Origin of the sequence: Coralliovum pocilloporae (assembly GCF_030845175.1) — a bacterium.
Taxonomy (GTDB): Bacteria; Pseudomonadota; Alphaproteobacteria; order Rhizobiales; family Cohaesibacteraceae; genus Coralliovum; species Coralliovum pocilloporae.
The window spans coordinates 3,026,634-3,049,199 of record NZ_CP132542.1; the positions used below are offsets into that span (position 1 = coordinate 3,026,634).

Sequence of the window (22,566 nt, forward strand, 5' to 3'; positions counted from 1 at the left end):
CATTCACCCCTAGCTACGCTGTGTTACGGGGTATTTATGCCCCGGATGGGCCGCATCCTTTCATTGCGGCCCGTTTTTGTGACGGAAACAATCTTGAGGCGGAATTGGGGGCCACCATGTCCACATATGATTATGATCTTTTTGTCATTGGTGCTGGTTCGGGCGGTGTTCGCGCAGCGCGTATTGCGGCTGGCTATGGCGCCCGTGTCGCTGTTGCAGAAGAATACCGGGTTGGCGGAACCTGTGTCATTCGTGGCTGTGTGCCGAAAAAATTGTTTGTCTATGCCTCTAAATATCGCAGTGATTTCAAGGATGCAGCCGGATTCGGCTGGACCGTGGATGGCGCGCGGTTTGACTGGAAAACGCTCCTTGGCAACAAGGATGATGAAATTGCACGGCTGAACGGTATCTACATTCGTAACCTTGAGAATTCCGGTGTTGGGATCGTCAACTCCCGCGCCGTGATTGAAGGGCCGAATACGGTGCGCCTGGTGCAGGAAGACCGCACAGTAACCGCCGAGCGTATTCTGATCGCAGTCGGGGCAACACCGAAGCTGGATGACAGCGTTCCCGGTATCGAACATGCGATCACGTCAAACGAAGCCTTCCATATGGATGAGGTTCCGAAAACGGCAATTGTTGTTGGCGGTGGTTATATCGCAGTTGAGTTTGCGGGCATTCTGAACGGCCTTGGTGCCAAGACAACGCTGCTCTATCGCGGTGAGGAAATCCTGCGTGGATTTGATGATGACCTGAGAACCCATCTCCATGCTGAGATGGAGAAGAAGGGTATCACCATCATTACCGGCGACAATATTGCTGAACTCGACAAGACCGAGGGTGGCATTTCCGCCCGTACCGTGAACGGCAAGGCACTGGTCGCCGATCAGGTGCTCTATGCAATTGGCCGTGTGCCTTATATCGATGGTCTTGGGCTTGAAAATGCCGGCGTTGAAACCGATCGCGGTGCCATCAAGGTGGATCAGTATTCCAAAACCAATGTGGACAGCATCTACGCGGTTGGTGATGTGACCAACAGGGCTCAGCTGACACCGGTTGCCATTCGGGAAGGTCATGCCTTTGCTGATACAATTTATGGCGGCAAAGAAGTGATCGTTGACCATTCCTGTATCCCGACTGCGGTCTTTTCCCAGCCGGAAATCGGCACAGTGGGCCTGACTGAGGCGGAAGCCCGGGCGAAGCACAAAATCGTCGATGTTTACAAGTCGACCTTCCGTCCGATGAAGCACACCCTGTCTGGTGGTGAAGAGAAGACTATGATGAAGATTCTGGTCGATGGTGAAACCGACAAGGTGCTTGGTGTCCACATCATCGGTCCTGATTCCGGTGAAATGGTTCAGATCCTTGGCATTACGCTGAAGATGGGTGCCACGAAGGCAGACTTTGACGCGACCATTGCGGTGCACCCGACGGCTTCTGAAGAACTGGTGACCATGCGCCAGCGCACGGAGCGTCACGTTCAGGGCGAATAGAGCCGGTCCTGATCCGCATCGCGAAACGTTTCAAAAAGCCAATCCCGGAACAGAATAGCTTCCGGTTTTGGCTTTTTTTGTGCTTCTTTTTCAAGAAGATAAAGCGCCTGATCTGTACTGGCCTTGTGGTCGAACGGCATGACCAGACGGCCTGACTCGATATAAGGCTTGAGAAGCCGCGTTTGCATCAGTGTGAAACGATTGCTGTTGGCTGCCAGCTCTGCACCCGTGGTCGATGAATCGACCCGTATCATGTGTCTCTGCGGGTTGAATGTCAGGTCTTGCGACGTGAAATATTTCTCCCACAGATCTTCAATGCCCATGACGTGAATAAGCGGATGGTCGAGCAGGTCTGCGACGGTTGGATGGTCCGGGAGAGCCTTCAGGGTTGACGGGCTACAGACAACGATGACCTGATCCCGGTAGACCAGATAGGAGCGATAGCCGGGCCAGAACCCGTAGCCCAGCCGGATGTCGATATCCACGTCATCATTCGCCAGTTTGTCGGCCCAGACAGACGAGGTAATGCGAAGCTCTATGTTGGGATAAAGCGATATGAAGTCGTCAATTACCGTGGTCAGCCAAAGCGAACTGTAGGAAATAGGCATCCGGATTGTCAGAAAACCCTGTGATCGCGGGCCGAAAATTGCTGATGTTGAGCCGAGAATTTCATCAAAGGCCTTCCGCACAGACGGCAGGTAGGCCTTGCCGGATTCCGTAAGACGCAGACCACGCGGCAGGCGCTCAAACAAGGGATAGCCCAGATTTTGCTCCAATTGTCGGACGCGTTGACTGACGGCTGAATGGGACAGGTTCAGTTCCTCAGCGGCTGCAACGAAGTTTTCGTGCCGCGCAGCAGCTTCAAATGCCTGAAGAGCTGGAAGTGGAGGGAGAGCATATCGCATGAGCTATCGTCCTTGAAACATGCTGCCCTGAACAGGGTTCACGCAACATGCTCACCGCTTTTGCAGCAGTGAGTTGCCTTCGCCAAACCGGTTCTCGCCGTAGTGCAACACGCTTTAGCTGCCACATTTTTAAGGTCATAGGCCTTTAAGATTTATCTTTTTCGTCTTCTCATCATGGGCCAATCTGTCATGAAAGCAAGAGGAGAGCGATCCATGACCGATAGGAAAGGGCAGGCAGGCCTCAGCGAGACGCAATTGCAGGCCTTCAGGGAAAAAGGCTTCCTGGTGATCGACCAGTTACTGGACGATGCTGACATTGTGCCAATTGAACAGGAATATGAAGCGCACCTTGAGGAGGTGGCCAGGCTGCTGCTGGCACGCGGCGATATCAGCGAAACCTATCCGAACCTTGGTTTCAGGGATCGTTTCACCCGATTGCTGGCGGACTATCCCGATCTTCATAACTTCCTGAATATCTCACTGCCACTTGAGAACGGGACCGTTAACGAGGCGACCTATCACGGGCATTTCGGGCCTGCCATTCATGGTCTCCTGCGAAACGAAAAGCTTCTGGATGTGGTCGAGAGCGTGATCGGTAGCGAGATCGAAGCGAGCCCCGTCCAGCAGCTCCGCATGAAACCGCCTGAAGCACATCTGAGCGGAAGCAATACAGAGCATTCCAATGTCGGACGAACGACCTGGCATCAGGATGTCGTAGCCTTGTTTGAGGATGCAGATGACACGGACCAGCTCACGGTCTGGGTGGCGATAACCGATGCCGCGATTGAAAATGGCTGCCTTGTATCCATACCGGGCAGCCACAGGCGGGGGGCTGTCGCGCATTGCACGGGCAAGGAGCTGGCGAGAGAACCCAATGTGCCACAGGTGCTGGTCGATGGTTTTGAAGAAGCGCCGCTGCCGGTCAAACGGGGTGGAGCGGTTCTCTTCCACAAGCTGAATATCCACCGGGCCATGCCGAATGTCTCGAACCAGCTGCGATGGAGTTTCGATCTGCGCTTCCATCCAATCGGCCAGAAGTCAGGTCGCCCGGCATTTCCCGGTCTTGTGGTCCGCAGCAGGGAAAACCCGTCTCGGGAAGAACGAGACCCAGCACGCTGGGCCCGCACATGGGAGGATGCCCGACAGCGGATCCTGGCGGGGCAGCATCAGGGAAAAGTGTTCGCCGCTGATCGGTTCAGCGATTCTCCGGTGTGTTGATGCCGAGAGGCTTATGCGTCCCGGAGCGTCTGGCAGAAGCGTTCTATTTCCTGCTCCGTATTGTAATAGTGCACGGAAGCGCGGACCAGCGCGTCATAGCCACGCTGAGGTAGATCCAGTTGTGCCGATCCCGCTGATGAGACCCGCACATTGATGTTTCTGGCCGCCATACGGTCCTTGATTGCTGCAGGGGATTCATCGCTTTTCGCGAAAGTGACAATGCCTCCGCGACGTACGCCAAGGTCAGTCACTGTGATCCCCGGCATGGCGGACAGGGCACCACGCAGGGTATCAGCCAGATGACAGACACGCTTTTCAATATTGGCCATGCCGAGGGTCAATGCATAGTCGACGGCTTTTGCCAGGCCAATCTGGCCACCCATATAGCGCTCCCAGTTCTCAAACCGGCGCGCACCGGCCTTCCATTCAAACTGATTGGGCGCAACCCAGTCGGCGCTGCGGAGATCAATGAAGGGCGGCTGCAGTTCATCCAGCCTGTCTTTATTCACATAGAGAAAACCGGTGCCGCGCGGGCCACGCAGATATTTTCGCCCTGTGGCTGACAGCATGTCGCAACCGATTGCCTTGACGTCCAGGTCAATCTGGCCTGCAGACTGACAGGCGTCGAGCAGAAACAGAATGCCGTGCTTCCTGGCAACAGCACCAACAGCCTCGGCCGGATTGATCAGCCCACCCTGTGTGGGAATGTGAGTGATGGATATCAGTCTTGTCTTTGGAGTGATCGCCCGTTCCAGTGCGGCCACATCAACCTGACCATGGGCGTCGTCATCAATAACGTCAATTTCAATCCCCACCCGCTGCTGCATCTGCAGATAGGCCACATAGTTGGATACATATTCGGCCCGTGCGGTGATGATGCGGTCACCTGGCTGGAAAGGGATACTGTAGAATGCCATGTCCCACGCCCGGGTCGCATTCTCCACATAGGCAATCTCGTCAGGCTCTGCGTTGAGCAATGTCGCAACAGAGGAGTAAAAGCCGTTGAGAAGATCCTGAGAGGCGTCTTCCGTTTCATAGCCGCCAATCAGGGCTTCGCGATCCAGATAGGATTTAACCGTCTCAAGCACCGGACGTGGTGGCAGGGACATGCCGGCATTGTTGAAATGCAGAACAAGCTCGGCTCCCGGTGTCTCTGCGCGAATGGCGGCTATATCCAGCATGGTCATCTCCTTGTTTGAAGGAAATCTGCATGATTCAGGCCAGCCTGTATAGTCTTCAGGCTGATGGCAATCAGGGCTTGTCATTGGCAGCCGCAGACGGCAAACATCTCTCCGGCAAGAGGGATAAAAGATGTCAGATATAATCGCCTATTTCGGCTATGGATCGCTGGTCAACAAACAAACGCACAGAACACCGACCCGTAGGATGATCCCCGCGCGGCTGAAGGGGTGGCGGCGTGGCTGGTTTATCCGGGGGCAGGCGGCCTGGGCAGAAGCGGGCGGTGTCTGTGCCCTGACAGCAGAGCCGGACGCGGCGTCAGCCATTGATGGCGCGCTGATCCTTGATCATGTGGACAGTCTTCCTGCGGTCGATGAGCGTGAAATGCGCTATAATCGGCACCAGCTTACGGCAGATATGCTGGAAAGCCCGGAGGCGCTGCCGGATATCCCGCTTTATGTCTACAGCGCCAAAGACGCGTTCCGGGGATATGGAGACGAGGATTGTCCGGTGATCCGCAGCTATGTGGATGCCGTCCTACAAGGCTATATGACCCTGTTCGGGCAGAGTGGGCTGGAACGCTTCATGACCGAGACATTCGGCTGGCATGTGCCTATTCTGGACGACCGGAATGCACCGAGATATCCGCGTGCAGTGACGGTAACTGAAGAAGAGCAGAAGCTTTTCGACCGTCTCATTCAAAAGGCTACTGCAGGATAAGCGGATTTCACGGCGCTTTTTGTGGCACTGTCACAGAGTTCTGTGTATAACCGCTGTCCATCCGGACTGCGAAAGACACTGTGCCGGATTAGTTGACGATGACAGACAGGAAGTGAGTAACACGTTATGTCGAGCAAATGGACACCCGATAGTTGGCGCGCAAAACCAATCGTCCAGGTTCCGGAATATTCCGACCAGGATGCATTGAAGGATGCTGAAGGCCGTCTTGCGAGTTATCCACCGCTCGTCTTTGCGGGTGAGGCGCGCAAGCTGAAGAAGCAACTGGCAGACGTGGCTGAAGGCCGTGGTTTCCTGCTCCAGGGCGGTGACTGTGCCGAGAGCTTTGCCGAGCATCACCCGGATCATATCCGTGACTTTTTCCGGGTCTTCCTGCAAATGGCCGTGGTGCTGACCTATGGTGCCAAACAGCCGGTGGTCAAGGTTGGCCGGATTGCCGGTCAGTTTGCCAAGCCGCGTTCCGCCCCGACTGAAAAGCAGGGCGATGTGGAGCTGCCGAGCTACCGCGGTGATATCATCAACGAGATTGATTTCGAAGCGGTTGCCCGCGAGCCTGATCCGCGCCGCATGCTGATGGCTTACCGTCAGTCTGCTGCAACGCTGAACCTGCTGCGTGCCTTTGCATCTGGCGGTTTCGCTAATCTGGATCACGTTCACCAGTGGACACTGGGCTTTGTCAACGATGGTGCCATGGGTGCCCGTTACAAGGATCTGGCTGACCGTATCTCTGAATCGCTGGACTTCATGCGGGCTTGTGGCGTTGATCCTGAATCCGCACCTCAGCTGCGCTCGACGGATTTCTTCACCAGCCACGAGGCTCTGCTGCTCGGTTATGAGGAAGCGCTGACCCGTGTGGATTCAACAAGCGGTGAATGGTACGCCACATCCGGTCATATGATCTGGATCGGCGATCGGACCCGTCAGCTTGACCATGCTCATGTGGAATTCTTCCGTGGCATCAAGAACCCGATCGGTATGAAATGCGGACCGTCTCTCGAGCCGGACGATCTGATCAGATTGATCGATGCACTGAATCCTGAAAACGAAGCCGGTCGTCTGACCCTGATCGCCCGCTTTGGTGCGGACAAGGTCTTTGACCATCTTCCGGCTCTGGTCCGTGCTGTCGAGCGTGAAGGCAGGAAAGTGGTCTGGTCCTGTGACCCGATGCACGGCAATGTCATCAAGGCATCCACCGGCTTCAAGACCCGCCCGTTCGACCGTATCCTCAAGGAAGTTGAGGCCTTCTTCGCTGTTCACCGTGCGGAAGGCACCCACGCTGGTGGTATCCACGTGGAAATGACCGGCAAGAACGTCACAGAGTGCACGGGTGGTGCCAAGGCGATTACAGATGAAGATCTGTCCGACCGCTATCACACCCATTGCGACCCGCGCCTCAACGCGGATCAGGCGCTCGAACTGGCTTTCCTGATTTCCGAAAATCTGAAGTCAGAGCGGGATACCCGTCTGGCGATCAACGCCTGATCGCGATATCAGATTTACAAGATTTGAGCCGGGCTTTTTGCCCGGCTTTTTCATTTGATGGACACCAAACAGGTGACAGTCCGTCAGCAATTTTCGCTCTTATCTGAATGTGGTGGCAGGCTCATCTTGAGGGCGGAGGTATTTTGCTATGCTGCCAAGCCTGTTTGTGTCTCATGGGGCGCCTAATCTGGTGCTGAGAGACTCTCCCGCGCGCGATTGTCTGTCTGTGCTCGGACGCTCCCTGCCACGTCCTGACGCCATCCTGTGTATTTCCGCCCATTATGAGACGGAACGAATTTCGGTCTCCTCTGACCCCTGGCCTGAAACCGTCTATGACTTCGGTGGCTTTGAACCGGAACTGTATACGCTTACCTATCCGGCACCGGGGAACCCGGAACTGGCCAGTGAGGTTGTCTCGTTGCTGACAGAAGCAGGCGTGGACGCAGAGCTTGAGCGGGGCAGGGGTTTTGACCATGGAGTCTGGGTGCCGCTCATGCTGATGTACCCGGATGCAGATATCCCGGTGGTTCAGATGTCGGTGCGTAAAGAGGGAGCCCCTTCTGAACACCTGGCAGTCGGACGGGCGTTGAAGTCACTGCAGGGCAGGAACATCCTGATTCTCGGCAGTGGTTCCATGACCCATAATCTCTCCGAGGCGTTTCGCTGGATACGGGCAGGAGAGGATGGAACAGACACGCCGGACTGGGTCGATGGCTTTGCTGATCGCATGATTGAAGAAAGCCTCTCCGGCAATCTGGCTCAAGTGGCTGAGAACCCTGATTCCATTCCTGGTTATCGGGACAACCATCCGACAGATGAGCATATCCTGCCTTTGTTTGTTGCGGCTGGTGCAGGGGATGGAGAGGGTGACACCCGACTTATCCACAGCAGTGCGCAGTACCATGTCCTGCGGATGGATATTCTCGCTTTTGGTGGGCAGGAATTGCAAACAGCGTTAATGCGATCCTAACGTTTCGGACCGATCCTGACTCTAACGGGAAGCGCTTTGCTTGCTTCTGGGGAGCCAAGGGGAATTTGATTAATGTCTGATCGCTCAACGTCACTTCTGATCGTCGCACCAGCGGGCATCAGGCGGTCAATCGTTGAACAGATGGTGGATGGAGCGGGTGTAAAAGACGTTCGAATAGCCTCAAATTCAGAAGAAGCTCGTGATCTCCTTGAAGCACGGTTGCCGGCAGTGGTGATCGTTGACTGGTCTCTTCCAAATGGTGACTGCGAAGAGGTGCTGCGTTATCTGCGCGGTGATCGCCGCCCGGAACGCCTCTATCTTCCCATTGTGACGCTCAATGCCGAGACTTATGGCTCCGGGCCGCACCTCGATAGAGGGTTTGGTGTGCAGGCAAGTCTGCCGTCTCCGCACTCAGCGCAAGACCTGATGGTGGCCATTGCCAAGGCTATCGGTCATGTGCCGGATATGGTTCATTCCGAGGCCCTTCTGCCCTGGACTGCCAACGCCGAAGCGCTACGGATTCGTCTGCACTGATAAGCCGTTGCCGATCAGAGGCAATCGCGCTAAATCAGACCCATGACACATTTGCTTGAAAACCGCATTATTCTGTCTCTTGCCCAGATCAATCCGACGGTCGGGGATATCGATGGCAATATGGAAAAGGCCCGGGCTGCCCGTCTGAAGGCAGCCGAGGATGGTGCCGATCTGCTGGTCCTGCCGGAACTTTTTGTCTCCGGTTACCCGCCTGAGGATCTGGTTCTGAAACCGGCCTTTCAGCGCGCGTGTCGCGAGGCGGTTGAAGCATTCGCCAAAGAGACAGCCGATGGCGGCCCCGGTGTTCTTATCGGAACCCCCTGGGTGACAGATGATGCACTGTGGAATGCTGTCTGTCTGCTCGACAATGGCACGGTGGAATCCGTCCAGGGCAAGGTGGAACTGCCAAATTATGGCGTCTTCGATGAAGTGCGGGTGTTTGATCAGGCTCCGCTTCCGGGCCCGATGGGATTTCGCGGCCTGCGCCTTGGGGCGCCCATCTGTGAAGATATCTGGTTCGATCAGGTTTGCGAATGCCTGATGGAGACCGGCGCTGAAATGCTGATTGTCCTCAATGGGTCTCCTTACGCTCGTGGCAAGGCCGATCAGCGGATGCAGGTTGCTGTGGCGCGGGTGGTCGAGACCGAGTTGCCTCTGGTCTATCTCAATCAGGTCTGCGGACAGGATGAGCTGGTTTTTGAGGGGGCTTCCTTCGGTCTCAATGCTGACCGGACCTTGGCTTTCCAGATGGCGCCTTTCCAGGAAGAGCAGGTCAATGTGGTCATGGAACGGGCGGACGATGGCTGGCGCTGTACGGGTGGACCTGTCGCTGCCCTGCCGGATCGCAACGAGGAGACCTGGCAGGCCTGTGTTCTGGGCTTGCGGGACTATGTGAACAAGAACGGTTTCCCAGGTGTGGTTCTGGGATTGTCCGGCGGGATCGATTCCGCTGTTTGTGCTGCCATGGCGGTGGATGCGCTTGGTGCGGACCGGGTGCACAGCATCATGCTGCCTTATCGCTATACGTCGGATGAAAGCCTGTCAGATGCGGCCCGCTGTGCGGAAGCGCTTGGCATTCGCTATGACAATGTGCCGATTTCAGAACCGGTCGAAGGCTTTCTGTCAGCGCTTGACCCGCTGTTTTCAGATACGCAGGCGGACACAACAGAAGAAAACCTTCAGTCCCGGACCCGGGGCACCATCCTGATGGCGGTATCCAACAAGTTTGGCGCCATGGTGGTGACCACCGGCAACAAATCAGAAGTATCAGTCGGTTATGCCACGCTTTATGGAGATATGAACGGCGGGTTCAACCCGATCAAGGATCTCTACAAGACCGAAGTCTATGCATTGGCCCGCTGGCGGAATGCCAATCATCCCACCGGTCTTCTGGGGCCGGAGGGTGAGGTTATTCCAGCGAATATCATCGACAAGGCTCCGACGGCTGAATTGCGGGAAAACCAGACCGATCAGGACTCCCTGCCGGATTATGACGTGCTGGATGATATTCTCGATTGTCTGGTCGAGCGGGAGATGGCGCTGGATGACATTGTTGCCAAGGGGCATGACAAGGCTGTCGTCGAGCGCGTCCAGCACCTGCTTTACATCGCGGAGTACAAGCGTCGCCAGGCTGCGCCAGGAGTGCGGGTGACAGACAAGAATTTTGGTAAGGACAGACGATATCCGATCACAAACCGGTATCGGGATCGCGTCAAAGGATAACTCATGACCCCAGTGGTTCGCTTTGCTCCGTCTCCGACGGGCCGCCTGCATATTGGCAATGCCCGTACGGCCCTGTTCAACTGGTTGTATGCCAAATCCAATGGCGGTCAGTTCATTCTGCGTTATGACGACACAGACAGGGAGCGCTCGACACAGGAATTTGCCGACGGTATTGCGGAAGATCTGGCTTGGCTTGGTATCAGGCCGGACAGGGTTGAGCGCCAGTCAGCCCGGGTCGAGCGCTATGATGCTGTGGCGGATGAGTTGCGGGCCAGAGGGTTGCTTTATCCTTGTTATGAAACCCCGGACGAGCTCGATAGAAAACGCAAACGCCAGCGTGCGCGCGGCCTGCCACCGATCTATGATCGGGCGGCTCTTGATCTGACCGATGAAGAACGGGCCGCCTTTGAGGCCGATGGCCGACGCCCGCACTGGCGGTTCAAGCTAGAAGGCCGCACGGTAACCTGGACGGACCTTGTGCGCGGAGAGCAGTCCATCGACACCGCCTCCCTGTCAGACCCGATCCTGATCCGGGAAGACGGAACCTATCTCTATACCCTGCCGTCGGTCATTGATGATATTGATATGGGTGTGTCTCATGTGGTGCGTGGCGAGGACCATGTGGCCAATACCGGTGCACAGATCGAGATTTTTGAGGCTCTTGGCTCAAAGCCAACCGGGTTCGGTCATCATAACCTTCTCACCACAGCAAGCGGTGAGGGGCTTTCAAAGCGCCTTGGCTCGCTGTCCCTCAAGGGGCTGCGGGATGACGGGTTCGAGCCTGGAACGGTTGCGTCTCTGGCAACACTGATCGGAACATCAGAAGCGGTCGAGCCATTTGCAGCCCTTGAGGGTCTTGCAGATCATTTTGCCTTCAGCAAGGTATCGCGTGCCCCAGCCAAGTTCGACCCGGATGACCTGAAGAACCTCAACATGAGATTGCTGCAGACCCTGTCCTATGATGCGGTGGCAGAGCGTCTTCAGGAGATGGGTGTCAGCAGTGATGCCTTCTTCTGGGAAACAGTGCGCGGCAACATCGCCACGCTTCAGGATACAGCGCTCTGGTGGCAGGTGGTCACCGGGCCGGTTGAGCCTGAGGTCGATGGTGACGATCGCGCCTTTATCTCTGCAGCCCGTGAGGCTTTGCCCGCAGAACCCTGGGATGAAACCACGTGGTCAGCCTGGACCAAGGTGCTGAAGGGTGAAACCGGACGCAAGGGTAAAAGCCTGTTCATGCCGCTGCGCAAGGCGATTACTGGACTGTCGCACGGTCCGGAGCTTGGTCGGCTTCTGCCACTGATCGGCCGTAAAAGTACTGAGGACCGACTATCCTGATCTTTTTGCCGGAGCGCTCGGCAACCAGTCCATTGCTGTCGCTGCCGATAATCTGTGGGAAGAAGTCACCACTCAGAGCCAGAAGTGTTTCCGGATCCTGCATCGGGTCCGGGCGCAGGTCCGGAATAGGGATCGACGGGTCGCCGAGATTCTCTTCAAAGCGGAATGTACCGCCGATGATGCTGGCATTGACGCCGTTACCGGTCCCGAGCAGGCGGCCGGGACGATCGACTGCACCGCAGGTGCAGGATGAATTATACTGCTTGCGATAGGCGAAGGCATTGGGAAGGTCCGCATAGGGTTCCTCGTTCAGAGAAACCATGTCTTCGCTTTCCTGTCCCGGGTTGCGGTGCTTGTAGAGCGAAACCTCTGCTGCAGGGCACATGTTCCGGCAGATAGCCTCATCACGTTCGAAATTGCGCGACAAGGTGGAGAAGCTGATCGGGAAATAATATCCGTCACAGGCTCTTACGCAGAGTGTGCGAAAGGTTCCGATTGAGGTGAATTCGTCATCATAGAATTCCCGGGCGAAAGACCCGCCACGGAATCTGTCATCCCTGTCCCTGCCACCAAAGATAGGCAAGCCGAACAAGGTCCGGCCCCTGTCGCGACGGGCATAGCGCTCATATTGAGGGCCACAGCGATTGCGAGCCAGAGCCGCGAGAACTTCCCGCTTCTTGCGGTCCTGACTGCCAGGGTTGTTGGCAAACCGGTTGCGCTTGTCGAGCAGCGCATCAAGGCGTCGGGTTTCCTTCTTCAGCTGACGATTGATGCCGCGACACTGAGGCCCTGGTTTTTTACGGAAGAACAGAAAGCCTCCGCCGTCACAATTATGACGCTTGGCCTGCCGTCGCAAACGGTCAACCTTGGAACGCTGCTTGTGGCTGGCACGGTCATACTTCTGGAACTGGGCCCGTCTGGATGCGGATTGCCGGTTGTTCTGAAGGCTGGCCAGACTGTTCTCAAGCTGCAGACAGACGCGATGCTGCTGGGGGAGAGTCTGCGCATGAACCGGATCACCAAAACCGATGAAGCTGGTTATGGCAACAACAGATGCAACAAGGGTGTAAGCAGATTTCATGCGTAACTCTGTCGAGACAGTCCGGTGATCGGCATACTGAGGCGAGACAAGACACTCTTGCAATCCATTGCGACAAGAACACGGCAAACCGGTTCTATCTCTGCCCCAGACAATCAATCATGTGATTCAATCAAATTCTGCCGGACTTTAGCAAATCAAAAATGACTGGTCGATGAACAGTTGATGGAAATGAAAAGCCATTTTCAGGGGAGGTCGGGTATGCTGTGGTAAGGGGCAGGGAATTCAGCCGGGTCTCATGCCCGATCTTTGCGTGAGGCCAGCGTTTCCGCTCTCTCTGTCAGGCTTGAGAGCAAATCATCCAGAACGGTACGGGTGTCTGTATCAAGTGTGTCGAGCAGCGCGGTTTCAAAGGCCAGCGCTTCAGGGGCTACCGCTTCATAGGTTTGCCTGCCAGATGTGGTGAGAGACAGGAAAGATTCGCGGTTGTCATCGGCATTGACCGAGCGGGCAATGAAACCTCTGCACTCCAGCGCGGTAACAGCCCGGCTGACTTTGGTCTTGTGCATATGGCTGTGCTGGCCGATCTGTTTGGCGGTCATGCTGTCATATTGTCCCAGCGTTGCCAGTACTCGCCATTCGGGGATGCTGAGCCCGTAGCGCTTCTGATAGAGCCGGGAAAGGGACTGGCTGACCGTTTCCGCCAGTACATTCAGCCGGTAGGGCAGAAACTGCTCAAGGTGAAGAGGGGCATCGGCCATCAGGAGACTCGCAAGATGAGACATGGATGATTATTAGTCTCATATGAAACCGGTTTTGACAATTTCTTGAAACACGTAACCCCTGCCAGTTGCTGTATCGTATAACCCTCAGAATGTTCTGACTGGCAAGATCCTCTGGTATACTATGCGACTGTTCCTCATCCTCCTTCTGATTGTCTGTGTTCTCTACGGCGGGGCGCTTGCTGCTCTCTATTTCAAACAACGGCAATTGCTCTATTTCCCTGATCCGCAACGTGTGTCTCCTGCAGATATCGGTCTTGCGCAGTTCAGTGTGGAAGAGCTCCAGACCCCGGATGGGGAAACTCTGATCGCCTGGTACGCAGAGGCGCAGAATGGTTTGCCCACATTGCTGCGTTTTCATGGCAATGCCAGCACGGTGGACTATGAGGCGAAGATTCTCAGCCATTATCTGGATCACGGCTATGGTCTGATGATCCTGTCCTATCGCGGCTTTGCAGGCTCAACCGGAAGTCCCAGCGAAGACGGACTGATTCTGGACGGGCTGACAGCTTATGATGCACTTGCTGCCAAGGGGGTGCCTCCGGAGCAGGTCATTGTATCCGGTCATTCTCTTGGTGCAGGCATTGTGGTGCAGATTGCCGCGCGCCGTCCCGTCCGCGCAGCCATTCTGGTGTCACCCTTTACTGCAGCGTCCGATGTGGCTCAGGAGCGTTACCCCTGGGTGCCGGTTTCCCTGCTGATGAAAGACCAGTACCGCTCTCGTGAGCAGATCGGAAAAATTACTGCGCCTATCCTGATTATTCATGGAACTCAGGATCAGACGATCCCGGTTGCTCATGGAGAGCGGCTGTTCGCACTCGCAAATGAGCCGAAAGAGCTGGCTATCCTGGAAGGGGCAGGGCATGCAAACCTGATGGACTACGGCTCAGAAGAGCGGGCGCTTGCATTCCTGTCTGATCTGGTGGCTGCGAAAGCGGCCGAGTAGAGACATAGGGAGAGGGGGAACCGCCCGGTCAGGCCGGGCGGTACATATTTCGGGTCAGGACTTTTCCGTGCTCAGCGAGGTGCTGTAATCCACCGCCACTGCGTAATCCGGATCTTCAATGACCGAGACCTCCACATAGGCACCAGCCTTATGCAGAAGCTTGCGGCAATCTCCGCTCAGGTGGCGCAGATGCAGGGTCTTGCCTGCTGCATCATAACGGGCTGCCAGCGCATCGATGGCCTGAAGGCCAGACTGGTCCCAGACGCGGGAGCCGATGAAGTCGATAATCACGTCATCCGGATCATTCTTCGGGTCAAACAGCTCGTGGAAGCTCTCGATTGAGCCGAAGAACAGTGGGCCGTGCAGGACATAAACGCGGCTTCCGTCTGCTGTATCCTTCTGGTCCGCTTCAATCCGTTTGGCACTCTGCCAGGCAAAGACAAGTGCAGAAACGATAACTCCAACCACAACAGCAACCGCAAGGTCACTGTATACTGTCACGCCTGTCACCAGAATGATGACGAAAGCATCCGCACGCGGAATCTTGGTCAGGATCTTGAGGCTCTTCCAGGCGAAGGTTCCGATCACCACCATGAACATGACACCGACCAGGGCAGCCAGCGGGATCTGCTCAATCAGGCCGGAGGCGAAGACGATAAAGGCAAGCAGGAACAGGGCCGCGCTGATGCCCGACAGCCGGGTCCGACCACCGGATTTCACGTTAATCATGCTCTGCCCGATCATGGCGCAACCGCCCATGCCGCCGAAGAAACCGGTGACCAGATTGGCCACGCCCTGACCCACACATTCTTTCGAAGCACCACCGCGTGTCTCGGTCATGTCGGCCACGAGGTTCAATGTCAGAAGGGATTCGATGAGGCCAATGGCAGCCAGAATGATGGAATATGGCAGGATGATCTGCAGTGTTTCCCAGGTCAGCGGAACCATCGGAATATGGAATTCCGGCAGACCGCCCTTCACTGAGGCCAGATCACCAACCCGCGGGCTGTCGAGGCCAAGACCGATAACCAGTGCCGAAACCGCCGCAATAGCCAGCAGAGGCGCAGGGATTGCCTTGGTGATCTTCGGGGCAACATAGATCAGGGCCATGGTGGCCGCGACCAGCGCCAGCATGATGTAGAGCTTGACGCCTGACATCCATTCAGCTCCGCCCGAACCCGGTGCCTTGAACTGGCCAAGCTGGGCGAGAAAGATCACGATTGCCAGGCCATTGACAAAGCCGAGCATGACCGGGTGCGGCACCATGCGGATAAACTTGCCCCAGCGCATCACACCCGCGAAAATCTGGATAATGCCCATCAGAACAACGGCCGCGAACAGGTATTCCACCCCATGCTGAGCAACGAGGCTGACCATGACGACGGCCAGGGCACCGGTCGCACCGGAAATCATGCCCGGACGGCCACCGATCAGGGCCGTAATGAGACCAACGATAAAGGCTGCATAGAGACCAACAAGCGGGTGAACCTGGGCTACAAAGGCAAAGGCAACGGCTTCAGGCACCAGCGCAAGGGCAACCGTCAGGCCAGACAGAACTTCCGTCTTAACCCGGGCTGGCGAAAAGGATGTGTCGCCGCGCTCCAGCACAGAGGCGAGGGTTTTCGTGAACATTCCGAATTTCTTTTCTTGAAAACGACCGGACCGGCAGCTTCGCCTGATGATCCAGATCATGTATGACGACGTTTGGAGCTCTTCTAAACCGCCTTTGTAGCAAGAGCAAGTCACACCAGCCATGCAGACATCACATGGGGCATCGCATGGGGCTCAGATCTGCTCAAAAAGCCCGATAATCACCGCATACCGGCTCATTTTCGAAAGGCTGACCAGCAGCAGGAACAGGCTGAACCGTACCTTCAGGACGCCGGCAGCCAGAGTGAGAGGGTCGCCGATAACAGGAACCCAGGCCAGAAGCAGTGACCATTGTCCGTAGCGTTGAAACCAGGTCTGGGCTTTACCAAGAGCGTCTTCTGAAACCGGAAACCAGCGGTGATGCTGCCAGTGCAGACACAGACGTCCCAGGCCGTAATTGGTCACGGAGCCCAGAATATTGCCTAGGCTTGCTGCAAGAAACAGGAGCAGGGGAGCGTGACTGCCTTCCGCCAGAAGCCCGGCCAACACCAGTTCTGACGAAAAAGGCAGAATGGTTGCAGCCAGATAGGCGATGGCAAAAAGAGAGGCAAGAGCAAACAAGCGGGTGGTTCCCAGCGATCAGCATCTGTTCACGTGTTCACACCATTCGGAGAACAGAGACCTGTAACACTTGGCCTTTTTAGCGATTCAGGCAAGAATAACAAGGGAATACCCAACTGACACGGATTGTGATCCGTTGGATGGAAACAATTGGCTATCTGGAGTAGGGGCATGCTGGCATTGCTGGGCAACAAGTGGACCGGGTTTATATGCTTTGTCATCATGATGGGCCTGTTTGCCGTGATCAACCTGATCACATTGCCAACGCTGCAGGCCTATGCCGGTGGGCTGGAACCGTTTGACCTGCGCTATACAGGCTATAAGCCGGATGATGCCCGGGATCTGCTGGCGGCACTCGCTGGTGAGGGCGTGACTTATTACCGCTCCGTGCAACTGCCACTCGATTTTATCTTCCCCGTCTTCTTTGCTCTGGGGGTCGGCCTTCCCACCTGGCGGGTCAACCAGTCGGACAGCCAGAGCCGCATCATGCAGACTCTGCGGTCTATCTTTATTGCCGCACCGATTTTCACGGCCTGTGCCGATCTCTGGGAGAACTGGCAGATTATCCAGATGCTGGCTGACGGACCCAATGCGTCAACGGAACTGATCCGCTCGGCAAGCCGGGCAACCACCTTGAAATTCGGCTTTGGAGCCATATCGTGGCTTGGCCTGCTCTTCGGTGTTATCCAGTCCCGTGCCCGGCGACGGGTCGGCTAATCCATATTCCCAGAAAGCTATAGTCCCAGATGCATGATGTTTCCCGAGAAGAGGTCTTTCGGAAAACATTCCAAATCCTATATGTCTACAGCGTGCTTACAGTCCAAGGAGACACCTATGCTGCGTCGAGGTCTTGCAATTCTGGCTCTGGTTCTGACCGGTGCCATATCCGCACAGGCAGCCGATGATGATCCCGAGCTGATCTTCAAGAAGTCCACTGTTTTCAAACTGCTGACACCGGACCATAAACTGGCCACCTATGCCATTGATGACCCGATTATCGATGGTGTGTCCTGCCACTTTACGGTGCCGGAAAAGGGCGGCGTAGCAGGCTTCTTTGGTGTTGCGGAAGAACTGTCAGATGTGTCTCTGGCCTGCCGACAGGTTGGCCCGGTCAGCATCAAGGAAAAATTTGAACAGGGCGATGAAGTCTTCCGTCAGCGCCGGTCTCTGTTCTTCAAGAAAATGCAGATTGTCCGGGGGTGCGATACAACGCGTAACGTTCTGGTTTATCTGAGTTATTCAGATAAAATCATCGAAGGAAGTCCGAAGAATTCCACCTCAACCGTGCCGATCATTCCATGGGGCGATCAGCCTGCTCCCAAATGTGCCGACTGGCTTGATGAATAAATCAGCTCACGGTTCGGCAACAGGCTTTCATCCAGCCGCGTGATTGATGTGAAGCGTTGCGGACATGGACTGCCGCACCGTTTCCAGATCACCAGGCAGGCCGCCGCAGTCTTCACGAGCCCGCTCAAGCAGCTGCAGGGAGAAATGTCTCACCAGTTCTGCGGCGCGGGAGCCAAGCGGTTTGCGGTCCAGTTCGGTTACCTGGCGGGTAAAGCGCAGGCTGTTGGTGATGAAAACCACCTGTGCACTGGTCAGATCTTCCCGAAGCACCGGTCTCTCCTCAAACGGCACGTTCAGAGTTTTGGCTTCGGTCAGCAGCATCTGCCGCATAATGCCTGGGAGGACCCCTTCAAACAGCGGCGGTGTCACCAGTTTCTTGCCATCAAAGAGGAAGAGATTGGCGATGGTTGTGCAGCAGACCCGGCCAGCGGTGTTGAGAATAAGCGCATCACCGGCACCAAGCTTGGTCACTTCACGCTGGGCCAGAATATTGTCCAGATAACCCAGAGACTTGATGCGGGAAACCGGAGACCGGTCGTTGCGGCGAATGGTTGATGTGGCCAGTTTTACGGGTTCAAAGGCGATACCCGGTGTCCAAGGCATCAGAACCGCAAAGATAGAAGGCGATGCCGTCATGGGTGGCGTCAGTCCACGACCACCGCTGCCTCGGGTGACTGTCAGGCGAACAATGCCATGACCGTTCGGGTTCTTCTTCGCAACGGCCTGAACCGCATTGCGCAGAACAGCTTTCTCAATAAACAGTCCAAGCAGAACGGCAGCTTCTGACAGCCGCTTGATATGCTCGTCGAGCTTGAACGGCACACCGTTGAAGACGGGCAGGGTCTCGAACAGGCCATCTCCGAGCAGGAGCCCGCGATCTGTCAGATCGACAGCCTGTTCGGTCGTGTCCAGAAGACGTCCGTTTGCCCAGACTGCAAGAGGTCCGCTCATCGTGCATACTCCAGAAAATTCTTCAGCATGGTGTGACCATGCTCGGTCAAAATTGATTCAGGATGAAACTGCACCCCGACTGTCGGATGAACGCGATGGGCGGTGGCCATGACCTCACCATCTTCCGAACGGGCCGTAACTGTCAAAGGGCTATTCGTCTCATCCTGCATTTCTACAATCAAAGAGTGATAGCGGGCGGCGCGAAACGGCGTCGGGAGACCCCGGAACATATCCGTTCCATTATGATAGATCTGTGACGATCGTCCATGCATGGGTCGCTCCGCTCGGGTAACAAGATGGCCGAATACATCACCGATGCATTGATGTCCAAGACAAATTCCGAGGATCGGCAGGGCGCCGGAAAACGCCCGGATCACGTCACATGAAATTCCAGCCTCGGCGGGAGAGCACGGGCCTGGAGAAATGACCAGAGCGCTTGGTTGTAAATCCTTGATTTCATCGACAGAAACCGCGTCATTCCGGATGACGGTAACAGGGTGCCCCAACTCTTCGAAGTAGCGGGCAACGTTGAAAACGAAGGAATCGTAGTTGTCGATCAAAACTATCATGCGGTGTCTCGCAGGCAGCTCGCATCAGCACCAAAGGACGCAAAAAGACGCTGCGCCTTTGTAAGTGATTCGTCATACTCGGCTGACGGTTCAGAAAGGGCTGTGATGCCACCGCCCGCATGAAAGGCGATCTTGCCATTACTGAACAGTACGGTCCGGATCACAATGTTGGTGTCGCTGTGACCGGAGAAGCCAAGATATCCGATAGATCCGCAATAGAGAGTGCGTTCAAGAGCCTCAAGCTCTGTAATGATCTCCATGGCCCGCACCTTGGGCGCACCGGTAATGGAGCCGCCGGGGAAACCTGCAGACAGCAGATCAGCAGCGGTGTGGCCCGGTTTCAGGGTTCCGGTCACAACAGAAACCAGATGATGAACCGAAGCATAGCTTTCCAACCCGCAGAGAACGGGCACATCAACGCTTCCTGCTTCGCAGACCTTGGAGAGGTCGTTGCGCAACAGGTCGACGATCATCACGTTCTCAGCCTTGTCCTTCTCGCTGTTCAAGAGAATCTGTGCAGCTTTTTCGTCTTCCAGGAGATTCGGACTGCGCTTGACTGTCCCCTTGATCGGCCGCGTCTCCACATGTCTGTCAGAGACCTGGAGGAACCGCTCCGGTGAGCTGGAGGCGACAGTTATGTCACCAAACGCCAGATAGGCTGCAAAAGGTGCCGCATTCATCTGGCGCAAGGTCTTGTAATAAGCCCAGCGATCGAATCCCGCCGGCTCATCTGCCATGAAGCGCTGTGTGATGTTGGCCTGAAAGATGTCACCGGCCAGAATGTAATCGACAGTCCGCGCAATGGCGGCCTCATAGTCAGGCCGCGTCTTGTTGGATTGCCAGCCAGTGACCGGCGGGTTGCCAAGGGGGCGGTCTGATGATGCCGAGCCGGTTTCCGAAGCTTCAATAAGGGTCAGAAACATGTCTGCCCGCGCCTGGGCATGTGTCTTTCGCCTGTCAGAATCGGTTTCCGGCCAGCCGGTCGAGATAAGCCAGCAGCGACCCAGGCTGTGATCATAAGCAATCACAACATCATAAAAGGGCAGCAGAACCGGTGGGATTGATATCTCGTCTTCAGGTGCATCCGGCAGCGCTTCAAGACAGTGCGCGAATTCATAGGAGAATGTGCCGATGGCACCGCCTTGCAAGGGAGGCAGGTCCGGATCATGGTCCGTGCGATAACGCTCCAGGCAAGCATTCAGACAGTTCGCGGGAGAGCCCTTAAGCGGAGCGTTATCCCAGAAGGCGGTTCCATCCTGAACGGAGAACACACCAAACGGATCAGCAGCAATAAAGGAATATCTCCCAAGCGTGTCGTGACGCATGGCGCTGTCCAGAAATACGAGATAGGGGAGGTGCATAAGCGCCTCGACCAGCTGTTCCGGGTCTCGCTGTCTGATTTCCACCGCATACATGGCTGTGTCTGATCCTGATTCAGGCTTATGCCGTAAACGGTTCCTCATACATTGGTCCTGATCGGAGAGCAAAAGAAAAGGCGCCACAAGGACGCCTGAGTTTGACGGGGATCTGAAATGGAGAAAACTGTGTTCGACACAAGTGCCGGAAGTTAAAATAAACCTAGTGAGTGGGAGGCAGAACAAGAGCCAGCTCGTCCGGCTCATGGCTTGATAGTCTTGCACTTGACGGTTCAGGACTGACGATGGCTTCCGCGAAGGCCATGATGATATCACTGTTGGCTTCATCTTCCGGAAGTTCCTGACCAAGACGGTCGACAAGGATATCTGCGAATATCTGATCGATCTGGTGGTCTTGCATAATCACTCTCCTGTACAGCCTGCATTGAAGGGGTGAAGCAGTGCCGTTAACCATGATATGGAGAGTAACCCGCCAGATTTTAACCCCTGCTGAAGTGTTTGTTCATCTGGTGTTAATATTTGTGATAAGTCGTGAATGCGTGAGCCGCAGTAAATTTTCTGCTGTCTTGTTGTGCCTTCAGCCGATCTCAACACCGGGAATACGCATGATAACTGCTGAAAACAGAATACACCCCCGTATGAAGGGGGCAGAACCCTAAGCGCTCTTTTCGTCTTCCTTGCAGAACTTGTCGTGCAGGAGGCCGATAAGGTCCTTCATCGTATCATTGGCGAGTGAGTAATAGATCGTTGTACCGGACCGCCGTGTTGCAACAATGCTCTGGGCACGGAGCAGGGCCATATGCTGGGATACAGCAGACATACGCAGGCCTGTCGCCTCGGATAATTCACCCACCGCCCGCTCGCCATCCGTAAGCTGGCACAAGATCATCAGCCGCGGTGCAGAAGCCAGTAGTTTCAAGAAACCTGAAACATATTCGGCTTTCTGTTCAAGTTCTGTCGTATTCATTTTGTTCTTGTCTCAAATCAACTTGGGGCCCCGGTGCCAGCGAGCTGGCATGATGACCTTGCAAAAGCACGTCATTATTGCAGATTTTGATCAACGCTTCTTGGTAAGCTCCAATCCGCCAGATGTAAAGGGAATGTGATAACGGAAATGTGATCGGGAATCCTCCGGGCGCAATGAGGTATCCATTCATTCAGTATCTGAGAAATAATAATCCAGAAATGTGGTGTTATCGGGAATTTATATACCCATATGGAGGCATTCAAGAATATATAATTTATTTTGCCATTTGCAGAATCGCCGTCTAGGGTCCTGACGCTGTGCTCTGCCGGTTGAGGGGAACCGTGCGCAGAAAGACCTGTACCAAGAAGGCGGGAATTGAATGTCGGATGTTACGATTTATGTTTGCAAGACCTGTGGCTTCAAGCAGGACGGTGAAGTCACTTATACCGGAGAAAGCCTTCTTGCGGCGACCGACCAGGCGGCGAACGGCATGGAAGGTATCTCTGTTCGTCCTGTCTCATGCATGAACAATTGTGACAGAGGGTGTACAGTCGCGTTCACAGGTCCAGGCAAGCTGACCTATGTGTTTGGTGATTTTTCCTCAGATGATATCGCGGTCGACCTGGCCGCATATGCCGAAATCTACCGCGACAGGGAGGGTGGGGCCGTCAAGCTGGGTGAGCGTCCGCAGGGTCTCAAAGGCAAAATCGTCACCCGGGTTCCGCCTTTTGGCTTTTCCGGTTTTCCGGTGATGGACCCGAAAGACGCTGAGGCAGACGCATAGCTTGTCGTCTGCTAATCG

At 55.5% G+C, this 22,566-nt stretch carries 23 protein-coding genes; 12 read left to right on the top strand and 11 right to left on the bottom strand.

Annotated elements, in window-relative coordinates; translation table 11 throughout:
* The first annotated feature begins 116 nt into the window (after nt 1-116).
* Nucleotides 117-1,493 carry a glutathione-disulfide reductase gene (gor, locus tag RA157_RS13815; RefSeq protein WP_350333712.1) on the top strand — a complete coding sequence of 459 codons (1,377 nt, stop codon included), beginning with the start codon at nt 117-119 and terminating at the stop codon, nt 1,491-1,493.
* Here the strand turns inward: gor and RA157_RS13820 are convergent.
* The gene (locus tag RA157_RS13820; protein ID WP_350333713.1) at nt 1,481-2,398 is read right to left on the bottom strand and encodes a LysR substrate-binding domain-containing protein; all 918 of its coding nucleotides are present in this window, start codon (nt 2,396-2,398) and stop codon (nt 1,481-1,483) included. The genes gor and RA157_RS13820 overlap by 13 nt on opposite strands.
* A 213-nt stretch (nt 2,399-2,611) precedes the next feature.
* Here RA157_RS13820 and RA157_RS13825 point away from each other — a divergent pair, with 213 nt between their 5' ends.
* Complete coding sequence (locus RA157_RS13825; RefSeq protein WP_350333714.1) at nt 2,612-3,616, top strand: phytanoyl-CoA dioxygenase family protein; 1,005 nt, start codon at nt 2,612-2,614, stop codon at nt 3,614-3,616.
* Nucleotides 3,617-3,627: 11 nt separating this feature from the next.
* On the opposite strand, the gene RA157_RS13830 is transcribed toward RA157_RS13825, so the two are convergent.
* Entirely contained in the window at nt 3,628-4,797 is a 1,170-nt protein-coding gene (locus RA157_RS13830; protein WP_350333715.1) for an aminotransferase class V-fold PLP-dependent enzyme, read from the bottom strand.
* A 130-nt stretch (nt 4,798-4,927) separates the two neighbouring features.
* Here RA157_RS13830 and RA157_RS13835 point away from each other — a divergent pair, with 130 nt between their 5' ends.
* From RA157_RS13835 to gltX, 6 genes are all read left to right on the top strand, one after another.
* The gene (locus RA157_RS13835) at nt 4,928-5,515 is read left to right on the top strand and encodes a gamma-glutamylcyclotransferase family protein (protein ID WP_350333716.1); all 588 of its coding nucleotides are present in this window, start codon (nt 4,928-4,930) and stop codon (nt 5,513-5,515) included.
* 126 nt (nt 5,516-5,641) lie between these two features.
* The gene (locus tag RA157_RS13840) at nt 5,642-7,015 is read left to right on the top strand and encodes a class II 3-deoxy-7-phosphoheptulonate synthase (RefSeq protein WP_350333717.1); all 1,374 of its coding nucleotides are present in this window, start codon (nt 5,642-5,644) and stop codon (nt 7,013-7,015) included.
* 148 nt (nt 7,016-7,163) lie between these two features.
* The gene (locus RA157_RS13845; protein WP_350333718.1) at nt 7,164-7,985 is read left to right on the top strand and encodes a DODA-type extradiol aromatic ring-opening family dioxygenase; all 822 of its coding nucleotides are present in this window, start codon (nt 7,164-7,166) and stop codon (nt 7,983-7,985) included.
* A gap of 72 nt (nt 7,986-8,057) precedes the next feature.
* Complete coding sequence (locus tag RA157_RS13850; RefSeq protein WP_350333719.1) at nt 8,058-8,519, top strand: hypothetical protein; 462 nt, start codon at nt 8,058-8,060, stop codon at nt 8,517-8,519.
* A gap of 42 nt (nt 8,520-8,561) precedes the next feature.
* Nucleotides 8,562-10,241: an NAD+ synthase gene (locus RA157_RS13855; protein WP_350333720.1), complete on the top strand. Its 1,680-nt coding sequence runs from the start codon at nt 8,562-8,564 to the stop codon at nt 10,239-10,241.
* 3 nt (nt 10,242-10,244) lie between these two features.
* Complete coding sequence (gltX, locus tag RA157_RS13860) at nt 10,245-11,576, top strand: glutamate--tRNA ligase (protein ID WP_350333721.1); 1,332 nt, start codon at nt 10,245-10,247, stop codon at nt 11,574-11,576.
* Here the strand turns inward: gltX and RA157_RS13865 are convergent.
* The gene (locus RA157_RS13865; RefSeq protein WP_350333722.1) at nt 11,494-12,657 is read right to left on the bottom strand and encodes a DUF2865 domain-containing protein; all 1,164 of its coding nucleotides are present in this window, start codon (nt 12,655-12,657) and stop codon (nt 11,494-11,496) included. The two genes, gltX and RA157_RS13865, sit on opposite strands and share 83 nt — an antisense overlap.
* 254 nt (nt 12,658-12,911) lie before the next feature.
* A complete protein-coding gene (locus RA157_RS13870; protein ID WP_350333723.1) occupies nt 12,912-13,400 on the bottom strand; it encodes a MarR family winged helix-turn-helix transcriptional regulator in 489 nt (162 codons plus the stop codon).
* Between the two features lie 121 nt (nt 13,401-13,521).
* Between RA157_RS13870 and RA157_RS13875 the strand changes: the two genes are divergently transcribed.
* Complete coding sequence (locus RA157_RS13875) at nt 13,522-14,343, top strand: alpha/beta hydrolase (RefSeq protein ID WP_350333724.1); 822 nt, start codon at nt 13,522-13,524, stop codon at nt 14,341-14,343.
* Nucleotides 14,344-14,397: 54 nt separating this feature from the next.
* On the opposite strand, the gene RA157_RS13880 is transcribed toward RA157_RS13875, so the two are convergent.
* On the bottom strand, nt 14,398-15,975 hold the full coding sequence (locus tag RA157_RS13880; protein ID WP_350333725.1) for a SulP family inorganic anion transporter: 1,578 nt from the start codon (nt 15,973-15,975) through the stop codon (nt 14,398-14,400).
* Between the two features lie 153 nt (nt 15,976-16,128).
* Nucleotides 16,129-16,554: a YqaA family protein gene (locus RA157_RS13885; RefSeq protein WP_350333726.1), complete on the bottom strand. Its 426-nt coding sequence runs from the start codon at nt 16,552-16,554 to the stop codon at nt 16,129-16,131.
* 171 nt (nt 16,555-16,725) lie between these two features.
* Between RA157_RS13885 and RA157_RS13890 the strand changes: the two genes are divergently transcribed.
* Together RA157_RS13890 and RA157_RS13895 are read left to right on the top strand one after the other, a co-directional pair.
* Nucleotides 16,726-17,271: a hypothetical protein gene (locus tag RA157_RS13890; protein ID WP_350333727.1), complete on the top strand. Its 546-nt coding sequence runs from the start codon at nt 16,726-16,728 to the stop codon at nt 17,269-17,271.
* A gap of 117 nt (nt 17,272-17,388) precedes the next feature.
* Nucleotides 17,389-17,901, top strand: a complete 513-nt coding sequence (locus RA157_RS13895) for a CreA family protein (protein ID WP_350333728.1) — start codon at nt 17,389-17,391, stop codon at nt 17,899-17,901.
* A gap of 27 nt (nt 17,902-17,928) precedes the next feature.
* Here RA157_RS13895 and RA157_RS13900 read toward each other — a convergent pair whose 3' ends face one another.
* From RA157_RS13900 to RA157_RS13920, 5 genes are all read right to left on the bottom strand, one after another.
* Entirely contained in the window at nt 17,929-18,852 is a 924-nt protein-coding gene (locus RA157_RS13900; protein ID WP_350333729.1) for an aminotransferase class IV, read from the bottom strand.
* On the bottom strand, nt 18,849-19,421 hold the full coding sequence (locus RA157_RS13905) for an anthranilate synthase component II (RefSeq protein ID WP_350333730.1): 573 nt from the start codon (nt 19,419-19,421) through the stop codon (nt 18,849-18,851). Before RA157_RS13905 ends, RA157_RS13900 begins: the two co-directional genes overlap by 4 nt.
* Nucleotides 19,418-20,884: an aminodeoxychorismate synthase component I gene (pabB, locus tag RA157_RS13910; RefSeq protein WP_350333731.1), complete on the bottom strand. Its 1,467-nt coding sequence runs from the start codon at nt 20,882-20,884 to the stop codon at nt 19,418-19,420. The genes RA157_RS13905 and pabB overlap by 4 nt, the downstream gene beginning before the upstream one ends.
* Nucleotides 20,885-20,999: 115 nt before the next feature.
* Nucleotides 21,000-21,197, bottom strand: a complete 198-nt coding sequence (locus RA157_RS13915; RefSeq protein ID WP_350333732.1) for a hypothetical protein — start codon at nt 21,195-21,197, stop codon at nt 21,000-21,002.
* Nucleotides 21,198-21,452: 255 nt separating this feature from the next.
* The gene (locus RA157_RS13920) at nt 21,453-21,764 is read right to left on the bottom strand and encodes an ArsR/SmtB family transcription factor (protein WP_350333733.1); all 312 of its coding nucleotides are present in this window, start codon (nt 21,762-21,764) and stop codon (nt 21,453-21,455) included.
* A gap of 379 nt (nt 21,765-22,143) precedes the next feature.
* Here RA157_RS13920 and RA157_RS13925 point away from each other — a divergent pair, with 379 nt between their 5' ends.
* Complete coding sequence (locus tag RA157_RS13925) at nt 22,144-22,548, top strand: DUF1636 family protein (protein WP_350333734.1); 405 nt, start codon at nt 22,144-22,146, stop codon at nt 22,546-22,548.
* Nucleotides 22,549-22,566 lie beyond the last annotated feature (18 nt).

Bases quoted from the DNA above. Each gene is read 5' to 3' on its own strand.
- gor (WP_350333712.1), top strand. From the start codon at position 117: ATGTCCACATATGATTATGATCTTTTTGTCATTGGTGCTGGTTCGGGC.
- RA157_RS13820 (WP_350333713.1), bottom strand. From the start codon at position 2,398: ATGCGATATGCTCTCCCTCCACTTCCAGCTCTTCAGGCATTTGAAGCT.
- RA157_RS13825 (WP_350333714.1), top strand. From the start codon at position 2,612: ATGACCGATAGGAAAGGGCAGGCAGGCCTCAGCGAGACGCAATTGCAG.
- RA157_RS13830 (WP_350333715.1), bottom strand. From the start codon at position 4,797: ATGCTGGATATAGCCGCCATTCGCGCAGAGACACCGGGAGCCGAGCTT.
- RA157_RS13835 (WP_350333716.1), top strand. From the start codon at position 4,928: ATGTCAGATATAATCGCCTATTTCGGCTATGGATCGCTGGTCAACAAA.
- RA157_RS13840 (WP_350333717.1), top strand. From the start codon at position 5,642: ATGTCGAGCAAATGGACACCCGATAGTTGGCGCGCAAAACCAATCGTC.
- RA157_RS13845 (WP_350333718.1), top strand. From the start codon at position 7,164: ATGCTGCCAAGCCTGTTTGTGTCTCATGGGGCGCCTAATCTGGTGCTG.
- RA157_RS13850 (WP_350333719.1), top strand. From the start codon at position 8,058: ATGTCTGATCGCTCAACGTCACTTCTGATCGTCGCACCAGCGGGCATC.
- RA157_RS13855 (WP_350333720.1), top strand. From the start codon at position 8,562: ATGACACATTTGCTTGAAAACCGCATTATTCTGTCTCTTGCCCAGATC.
- gltX (WP_350333721.1), top strand. From the start codon at position 10,245: ATGACCCCAGTGGTTCGCTTTGCTCCGTCTCCGACGGGCCGCCTGCAT.
- RA157_RS13865 (WP_350333722.1), bottom strand. From the start codon at position 12,657: ATGAAATCTGCTTACACCCTTGTTGCATCTGTTGTTGCCATAACCAGC.
- RA157_RS13870 (WP_350333723.1), bottom strand. From the start codon at position 13,400: ATGTCTCATCTTGCGAGTCTCCTGATGGCCGATGCCCCTCTTCACCTT.
- RA157_RS13875 (WP_350333724.1), top strand. From the start codon at position 13,522: ATGCGACTGTTCCTCATCCTCCTTCTGATTGTCTGTGTTCTCTACGGC.
- RA157_RS13880 (WP_350333725.1), bottom strand. From the start codon at position 15,975: ATGTTCACGAAAACCCTCGCCTCTGTGCTGGAGCGCGGCGACACATCC.
- RA157_RS13890 (WP_350333727.1), top strand. From the start codon at position 16,726: ATGCTGGCATTGCTGGGCAACAAGTGGACCGGGTTTATATGCTTTGTC.
- RA157_RS13895 (WP_350333728.1), top strand. From the start codon at position 17,389: ATGCTGCGTCGAGGTCTTGCAATTCTGGCTCTGGTTCTGACCGGTGCC.
- RA157_RS13900 (WP_350333729.1), bottom strand. From the start codon at position 18,852: ATGAGCGGACCTCTTGCAGTCTGGGCAAACGGACGTCTTCTGGACACG.
- RA157_RS13905 (WP_350333730.1), bottom strand. From the start codon at position 19,421: ATGATAGTTTTGATCGACAACTACGATTCCTTCGTTTTCAACGTTGCC.
- pabB (WP_350333731.1), bottom strand. From the start codon at position 20,884: ATGAGGAACCGTTTACGGCATAAGCCTGAATCAGGATCAGACACAGCC.
- RA157_RS13915 (WP_350333732.1), bottom strand. From the start codon at position 21,197: ATGCAAGACCACCAGATCGATCAGATATTCGCAGATATCCTTGTCGAC.
- RA157_RS13920 (WP_350333733.1), bottom strand. From the start codon at position 21,764: ATGAATACGACAGAACTTGAACAGAAAGCCGAATATGTTTCAGGTTTC.
- RA157_RS13925 (WP_350333734.1), top strand. From the start codon at position 22,144: ATGTCGGATGTTACGATTTATGTTTGCAAGACCTGTGGCTTCAAGCAG.